Here is a 6,917-nt window from a genome sequence, read left to right as displayed (position 1 = left end):
AGCCGGCCGTCGCGCGTGTAGATGCGGGCCTGGCCCAGGCCCCGGCCGCCGGACGACGACGGCGACTCCTGGTCGTACAGCAGCCACTCGTCCGCCCGGAACGGGCGGTGGAACCACATGGCGTGGTCCAGGGACGCGCCCACCACGTCGCCGACCGCCCAGCCGCCCCGGCCGTGCGCGAGCAGCACCGAGTCGAGCAGCGTCATGTCGGAGACGTACGTCGCCAGGCAGATGTGCAGCAGGGGGTCGTCCGCGAGCTTGCCGTTGGTGCGGAACCACACCTGGGAGCGGGGTGCCCGCGGCGCGCCCGCCGTCGCCCACGGGGGCTCCTGCACGTAGCGCAGGTCGACCGCGGCGCGGGCCTCCAGCATCCGGTCGGCGATGCCGGGATGGGCGAAGAGGTGGCGGTAGCCGGGAAGGACGTCCTCCGCGGCGGGGAGGCTCTCCGGGTCGGGCGCGGGCGGCATCTCCGCCTGGTGGTCGAGCCCGTCCTCGTACGTCTGGAACGACGCCGACAGGTGGAAGATCGGCTGCCCGTGCTGCACCGCCACGACCCGGCGCGTGGTGAAGGAGCGGCCGTCGCGGATGCGGTCCACGGTGTAGACGATGGGGGCGCCCGGGTCGCTCATGCGCAGGAAGTACGCGTGCAGGGAGTGGGCCGTCCGGTCCTCGGGCACCGTGCGGCCGGCCGCGACCAGCGCCTGGGCCGCGACCTGGCCGCCGAACACCCGGGGCACGATCGCGGACCGCGACCTGCCCCGGAAGATGTTCTCCTCGATCCGCTCCAGGTCGAGCAGATCGAGGAGGGCGTCGAGTGCCTGGCTCATCCCGTGCTTACAGGCCCATCGACTTGGCGATGATCGACTTCATGATCTCGCTGGTGCCGCCGTAGATGCGGTTCACGCGGTTGTCCGCGTACAGGCGGGCGATCGGGTACTCGTTCATGTAGCCGTAGCCGCCGTGCAGCTGGAGGCAGCGGTCGATGACGCGGTGGGCGACCTCGGTGCAGAACAGCTTCGCGGACGCGGCCTCGGCGGGGGTCAGCTCACCGGCGTCGAGGGCCTCCAGGGCGCGGTCGGCGACCGCCTCGGCGGCGTCCACCTCGGCCTGGCAGGCGGCCAGCTCGAACTTGGTGTTCTGGAAGTGCGCCACCGGCTTGCCGAAGACGGTGCGCTCGGTCACGTACTGCTGCGCGAACCGGACCGCGGCCTTCGCCTGCGCGTACGCGCCGAAGGCGATGCCCCAGCGCTCCGAGGCCAGGTTGTGGCCGAGGTAGTAGAAGCCCTTGCCCTCCTCGCCGAGCAGGTCCTCGACCGGGACCTTCACGTCGACGAACGCCAGCTCGGCGGTGTCGGAGGTGCGCAGGCCCAGCTTGTCGAGCTTCCGGCCGATCGAGTAGCCCTCGGACTTCGTGTCGACGGCGAAGAGCGAGATGCCGAAGCGGCGGTCCTCGGCCGTGGGGGCCGAGGTGCGGGCGCAGACGATGACGCGGTCCGCGTGGACGCCGCCGGTGATGAAGGTCTTGGCGCCGTTGAGGACGTAGTGCGTGCCGTCCTCGGACAGCTTCGCGGTGGTCTTCATGCCGGCGACGTCGGAGCCGGTGCCCGGCTCGGTCATCGCCAGCGCCCACATCTCCTCGCCGGTGACGAACTTCGGCAGATAGCGCTTCTTCTGGTCGTCGGTGGCGAGCATCTTGATGTACGGGAGGGCCAGCAGCACGTGCACGCCGGAGCCGCCGAACTGGACACCCGCGCGGGAGGTCTCCTCGTACAGGACGGCCTCGAACTTGTGGGTGTCCAGGCCCGCGCCGCCGAACTCCTCCGGCACGTTGATGCCGATGATGCCCAGTTCGCCCAGCTTGTGGTAGAAGTCGCGCGGCGCCTGGCCCGCGGCGAACCACTCGTCGTAGACGGGGACGACCTCGGACTCGATGAAGGCGCGGATGGTCTCCCGGAACGCCTCGTGGTCCTCGTCGAATACGGTACGGCGCACGGACGCCTCCTCGTGGTGTCGCTGCGAACGGGCATGGCTAAGCGCTTGCTCAGGGCTCCTGGTCAAGTTACCCAGCGGTTGGACCTCTGTCCATAGTGACGTCCGGCACGCCTTCCGCACGCCTCGGACCTGGCCGCACGCCGGAGCGGGGCTCCTGTCGGTACCAGCCACTACGCTGGCCGCGGAGAGGGGCCGGCATGCTGCTGAGATTCCGCACGGCCAATGTGCGGTCACTGCGCGACGAGCAGGAACTGACGTTCGTCGTGCCCGAGGACGAGCCGAGCGCTGCCGCGCGGCGCGTCGAGCTGCCGGGGGGCGCGGTCGGCGTGCTCCCGCTGGTCGGCATCTTCGGTGCGAACGCCTCGGGCAAGTCGAACGTCCTCGCGGCGATGACCGACATGAGCAGCGCGGTGCAGAACTCCTACGCGCACTGGGCCGCGTACGACGGTACGGACCGGACTCCTTTCGCCCTGGACGGCGCAGCGGGAGCAGAGCCGAGCTTCTACGAGGTGGACCTCGTCCTCGACGGGGTGCGGTGGACGTACGGCTTCGAGCTGGGCCCGGAGCGGGTCGAGGCCGAGTGGCTGCACAGCTACCCGCGGGGCCACCGCCAGGTATGGCTGGACCGGGACGCCTCCCGCGCCAAGCCCTACGACTGGCCGGGCGCCCGCGTGAAGGACCGCGCCGGCTTGGAGCGCCGCACCAGGCCGAACGCCCTGGTGCTCTCCACCGCGGGCACGGACAACCATCCGCAGCTCACCCCCCTCTTCCACTGGTTCCGCCGGAACCTCTGGCTGATCAACCCCGAGGTCGAGCGGGTGGAGCGGGAGACGTTCACGACCCGGGAACTGTCCGGCAAACGCGCCCGCCGCATCAACGAGCTGCTGCGGGTCGCGGACCTCGGCATCACCGGCGCGGAGGCCGTAGAGGGCTCCCGGGGGCGGCTGGAGGTCCGGCTCACCCACCGGTCCGCCACGGGCGACGTTCCCCTCGACTGGGCGCAAGAGTCCTACGGCACCCGTTCCTGGTTCGCCCTACTCGGCCCGCTGCTGCTGGCGCTGGACGAGGGAGCGGTGCTGCTCGTCGACGAGCTCGACGCCAGCCTGCACCCGCGCTTCGCCGCCGAGGTCATCCGCCTGTTCCACGACCCCGAGGCCAACGCCAGGGGTGCGCAGCTCGTCTTCACCTCGCATGATCCCTCCGTGCTCACCACGCCGAGCGGGGGGCGGCTGCTGGAGCCCGCCCAGGTGTGGCTCACCGAGAAGGACGGGGACGGGGCGACCGAGCTGTACCCGCTGACCGCTGCCTCTCCGGGGGAGGACGAGGACTTGATGAAGTCCTATCTGGCCGGCGCCTTCGGGGCGGTTCCCTCGCTGCTGGAGGGCCAGATCGCCCGGCGGCTGCTGGCGGAGAACGAGCGGGAACGTGAGTCCGGGGCGGAGCGGAGCGGCATCTGATGGCACGTACGAGGGGGAAGGACGCGCTGGGGCCCGCGAAGAGGGGACAGCGGCGTTACAAGATCGTCCACGTCTTCACCGAGGGCCGGGTGCCCGAGCCGCAGTACATCGAGATCGTGCGCGGCAAGCCCGCCGAGACCGGTGTCGAGGTGCGGATCGCCAACCCGTCCGCCCCGGGGTCGCAGCGCAAGCCCATCACGCTGGTCGAGGCCGCCGCACGGCTGCTGCGGGAGGAGACACGGGCGGCGAAGAAGGCGAAGCTGGACGAGAAGCTCTGGCCGGAGGTCTGGTGCCTCTTCGACCGCGACGAACACCAGCAGATCCCGGCGGCTCTGAGGCTCGCCGACGAGGCGGGGGTGGAGGTCGCTTTCTCTCACCCCTGCTTCGAGCTCTGGCGGCTGCTCCACCACAAGCCGGTGCACGGCACCTTCGGGGGCGTCTGCGGTGAGGCGGTGCGACAGCTGCCCTTCGACGGCAGCCCCGAGAAACTCAAGCACATGCGGTCGGACGAGCTCCCCGAAGGCAGCTTCGCCCAGGCGAAGAAGTGGGCCCAGAAGATCAACGCCCAGCATCCCGAACACCGGCCGAAGGACCAGCGCGACCCGTACACAGATGTGTACGTGTTCGTCGAGAAGGGCCTGAGGATCACCGCGTACTGACGGAAAGCGACCGGTCGGGACTGCGGTTATGCCCTCGGCCCCGAGTCGCCGTAGGGTTCCCTCGTCGTATCGGGTCTGGGAAGACGGTGACGTGGCCAAGCTCACGCTCGCGCAGCTGGAGCGGCATCTGTTCGCCGCCGCGGACATCCTCCGCGGCACGATGGACGCCTCCGAGCAAGAGGACTACGTCTTCGTCCTGCTTGCCGGATGGTGACACTGTGCGGTTTCCGCGAAGTGCCTAGCGCAGAAGGGAGTTCGCTTTGACGGCACTGATGAAGCGTGCCCATTCGCCTGCAGAAAGCACGAGTGCGGGAGCGTGCGGGGTCTTGGAATCGCGGACCGGGACGCCGGAAGGGTAGCCGTCCAGCACTTCGACGCAACTGCCGCCCTCGGGGCCGCTGTATGACGACTTGCGCCAGCCCTGCAGCGCGGAACTGTCAGGAATGCTGTGGTCAGTCACGATCTGCGTAGTCCTTTGCCGTTGCCCTCAGGAGGGCGAGCGATTCCCGTAGCGGAAGCGCGTCGCTCAGTGCGAGATCGTAGGCACCTTGCAGCCGGGTGACCAGCGCGGGGGAGTCATGGACGGTGCCCACGCTGTTCCCCTCCGAGTAGGCGAGAGGCGGCTGGTCCTCGAACCACATCAGACTCAACATGCCTTGAAGCAGCTGGTAGGCGCCGACGCCGAACGGCAGCACATGCACCCGTACACGCCCCGACTCCACCAGCCGGACCATGTGCGTGATCTGCTCTGCCATGACCTTCTCACTGCCCACGACCCGTCGCAGCACCGCCTCATCGATCAGGGCCCACACCACCGGTGTCACCGGATTGACCAGCACCTGCGCACGCTGCAGGCGTGTGACGACGAGCCGGTCACATTCGTCTTCACTCACAGGGGGGTACGAGGTGCTCAGAACCGCACGCGCGTACCTTTCTGTCTGGAGGATGCCTGGGACGAACGACAGGGCGAACTCGCGGATCACCGTCGCCTGCTGCTCAAGCGTCAGCGCCGCCTCGAAGTAGTCCGCGACCGCCACGTCCTGCTTCGGCAGGAAGCTCTGCAGGACATCGCCCGTGCCCAGTGCCCCGTCCAGTCGTCGTGCATCCTCAGTTGAGGGGGTCCTGCGGCCCGCCTCGATGTGGGCGATGTGCGAGCGGGTCATGATCGCGAGGTCGGCCAGTTCCTGCTGGGTGAGACCGGAGGCCTCCCGCTGGGCCTTGAGCCACTCCCCGTAGACGTTCGTCATCGTCAACCCTTCTGCGACGGAAGCTCTGTCACCTCGAACCCCCTGGTCAGGGTAGCCCTGCCGGTCTCACGCTGTGAGGGAATCGCTACAGAGTGGAGTTCCGGCGGGCGGATGGGCCCGTCGGAGCGCACACGCGAAGCCCTCGCGGCCGACGTGACGGCCCGGGGGCATGGCCCTTGACTGACCAGGAGTTGACGACGTGCTGCACTGCATCGCCCGACTGATCGAGCCGCTGCTGCGGCTCCTGTGGCCCCCACCGCCCGCGGGCCACCGCGCACCGCTTCCGGCCCCGCGGCGGAACCGCCCCCGGCAGTCCGGCGCGCTCCCGCCGCGACCCGGCCATGCCCCTGAGCCGTACCACGTGTACGAGGCCACCGCCCTGGTGCGCCCCTGCCTGCCGGCGCACGAGCGCAGCCGGGCGGAGGAGCGGCACAGGCGGGCGCGGCGCAGGACGCTCTGGCTCGCCGTGCACGGCATCGACATCGGCCCCCGCCTCATCCACGGAATCGAGGTCACGCCGTGACCCGCCACACCGTCGAGGCGGCCCGGCTGCTTCCCTGGACCGGTCCCGGGGGCAAGCCCTGCTACCTGATCGGTGACGGCAGGGGCTACGTGTCCAAGGTCGCCGACAGCATCGAGAGCGTCCAGCTCGGCATGGCCGCCGAGCTGCTCGACCACGTGGCGGAGCTGCTGAGCGACCGCACGGCCACCTCCGAGCAACTCCGTTACGTCGTCGCGCGCATGGCCGAGTCGTTGCGTGACGTGCACCGTATCGCGGAGAGCAGAGGGGCACGGCTGTCCGCCCCCGGGCTCGCCCCGGCCGTTCCCACGTAGCGCCCCGGGGTCCTCGCCCACTCGCCCGGCCGTCACGCAGCAGGGACCGCCTGCTGGTCGCGGCGCGGGCGAGAGGCTTGGGAGAACGGCGCGGGTGCAGTGGACGAGCCGGGGCGTCGCATGTGGAGGCGGGGCATCGGGTAGCGCTCCGTCGCCCGCGTGCGCCCCGTCCCGTGCCCGCGCCCGAGCGCACCGCGTCGGCGCGGGTTGTGGTCGCGTCCGCGCCCGGCGCTGCCCGCGTCCGTGTCCGCCCCGCAGCGGGCGCCTCCCGCCCCGCGCACCGTCACCGCAGGGCTCCGCACCGGCTGCGCTCGGGCCCCGCGGCTCCCGGGTCCGCGCCCGGCCACGCAGCGGTGCACAGGCCACGGCGTCACCCCCACCGCAGCGCGAACCACAGCTCCATCCGGGTCTCCGGGTCGTCCAGGTCCGCGTCCAGCAGTGCCGCGCACCGGGCGATCCGCTGCCGCACCGTGTTGCGGTGCACCCCGAGCGCCGCCGCCGTGCGGTCCCAGCTGCCGTGCAGCGACAGCCACACCCGCAGGGTCTCCGGCAGCGCCGGCGCCTGGGCCAGCGGCGCCAGCAGCGCCCGGGCGTGCGCGGCCGCCTCCTCCGCGTCGACCAGCGCCGCGAACCCGCCTGTCCGGTGCCGCACCAGGCCGGTGTGCGCGGCCTCCGCGCGGCGCAGCGCGCGCGCCGCCTGCGCGTCCGCCGCCGCCAGGTCGCCGGGC

General features: G+C 71.1%; 10 protein-coding genes. 5 read left to right on the top strand and 5 right to left on the bottom strand.

The genetic code is table 11. The features are described 5' to 3' along the window. Window positions 1-827: acyl-CoA thioesterase II (locus BJP40_RS23295; protein ID WP_071282113.1), on the bottom strand; the 827-nt coding region annotated here is incomplete at its 3' end. A 7-nt stretch (window positions 828-834) separates the two neighbouring features. Beyond that, entirely contained in the window at window positions 835-1,992 is a 1,158-nt protein-coding gene (locus tag BJP40_RS23290) for an acyl-CoA dehydrogenase family protein (protein WP_071282112.1), read from the bottom strand. A gap of 197 nt (window positions 1,993-2,189) precedes the next feature. On the opposite strand from BJP40_RS23290, the gene BJP40_RS23285 reads away from it, so the two are divergent. From BJP40_RS23285 to BJP40_RS33235, 3 genes are all read left to right on the top strand, one after another. Next, on the top strand, window positions 2,190-3,449 hold the full coding sequence (locus tag BJP40_RS23285) for an ATP/GTP-binding protein (protein ID WP_071282111.1): 1,260 nt from the start codon (window positions 2,190-2,192) through the stop codon (window positions 3,447-3,449). Further along, window positions 3,449-4,108: an RloB family protein gene (locus tag BJP40_RS23280; RefSeq protein WP_071282110.1), complete on the top strand. Its 660-nt coding sequence runs from the start codon at window positions 3,449-3,451 to the stop codon at window positions 4,106-4,108. The genes BJP40_RS23285 and BJP40_RS23280 overlap by 1 nt, the downstream gene beginning before the upstream one ends. Before the next feature lie 91 nt (window positions 4,109-4,199). Next, the gene (locus BJP40_RS33235; protein ID WP_107416843.1) at window positions 4,200-4,322 is read left to right on the top strand and encodes a type I restriction-modification system subunit M N-terminal domain-containing protein; all 123 of its coding nucleotides are present in this window, start codon (window positions 4,200-4,202) and stop codon (window positions 4,320-4,322) included. Between the two features lie 24 nt (window positions 4,323-4,346). On the opposite strand, the gene BJP40_RS32175 is transcribed toward BJP40_RS33235, so the two are convergent. Next, the gene (locus BJP40_RS32175; protein WP_079171394.1) at window positions 4,347-4,568 is read right to left on the bottom strand and encodes a DUF397 domain-containing protein; all 222 of its coding nucleotides are present in this window, start codon (window positions 4,566-4,568) and stop codon (window positions 4,347-4,349) included. Next, window positions 4,561-5,355, bottom strand: coding sequence for a helix-turn-helix transcriptional regulator (locus tag BJP40_RS23275; RefSeq protein ID WP_071282109.1), 795 nt, complete (start codon window positions 5,353-5,355; stop codon window positions 4,561-4,563). The genes BJP40_RS32175 and BJP40_RS23275 overlap by 8 nt, the downstream gene beginning before the upstream one ends. A 199-nt stretch (window positions 5,356-5,554) precedes the next feature. Between BJP40_RS23275 and BJP40_RS23270 the strand changes: the two genes are divergently transcribed. Together BJP40_RS23270 and BJP40_RS23265 are read left to right on the top strand one after the other, a co-directional pair. Next, window positions 5,555-5,878 carry a hypothetical protein gene (locus BJP40_RS23270; protein WP_071282108.1) on the top strand — a complete coding sequence of 108 codons (324 nt, stop codon included), beginning with the start codon at window positions 5,555-5,557 and terminating at the stop codon, window positions 5,876-5,878. After that, window positions 5,875-6,189: a hypothetical protein gene (locus tag BJP40_RS23265; RefSeq protein WP_071282107.1), complete on the top strand. Its 315-nt coding sequence runs from the start codon at window positions 5,875-5,877 to the stop codon at window positions 6,187-6,189. Before BJP40_RS23270 ends, BJP40_RS23265 begins: the two co-directional genes overlap by 4 nt. 370 nt (window positions 6,190-6,559) lie before the next feature. Here the strand turns inward: BJP40_RS23265 and BJP40_RS23260 are convergent. After that, window positions 6,560-6,917 (bottom strand): helix-turn-helix domain-containing protein (locus tag BJP40_RS23260; RefSeq protein WP_143065996.1); only part of this gene is annotated, 358 nt, incomplete at its 5' end.

Source organism: Streptomyces sp. CC53, assembly GCF_001865245.1.
Lineage (GTDB): Bacteria > Actinomycetota > Actinomycetes > Streptomycetales > Streptomycetaceae > Streptomyces.
The sequence above is the reverse complement of the archived record's forward strand: the minus strand, read 5'-3'. Positions and strand labels throughout refer to the sequence as shown.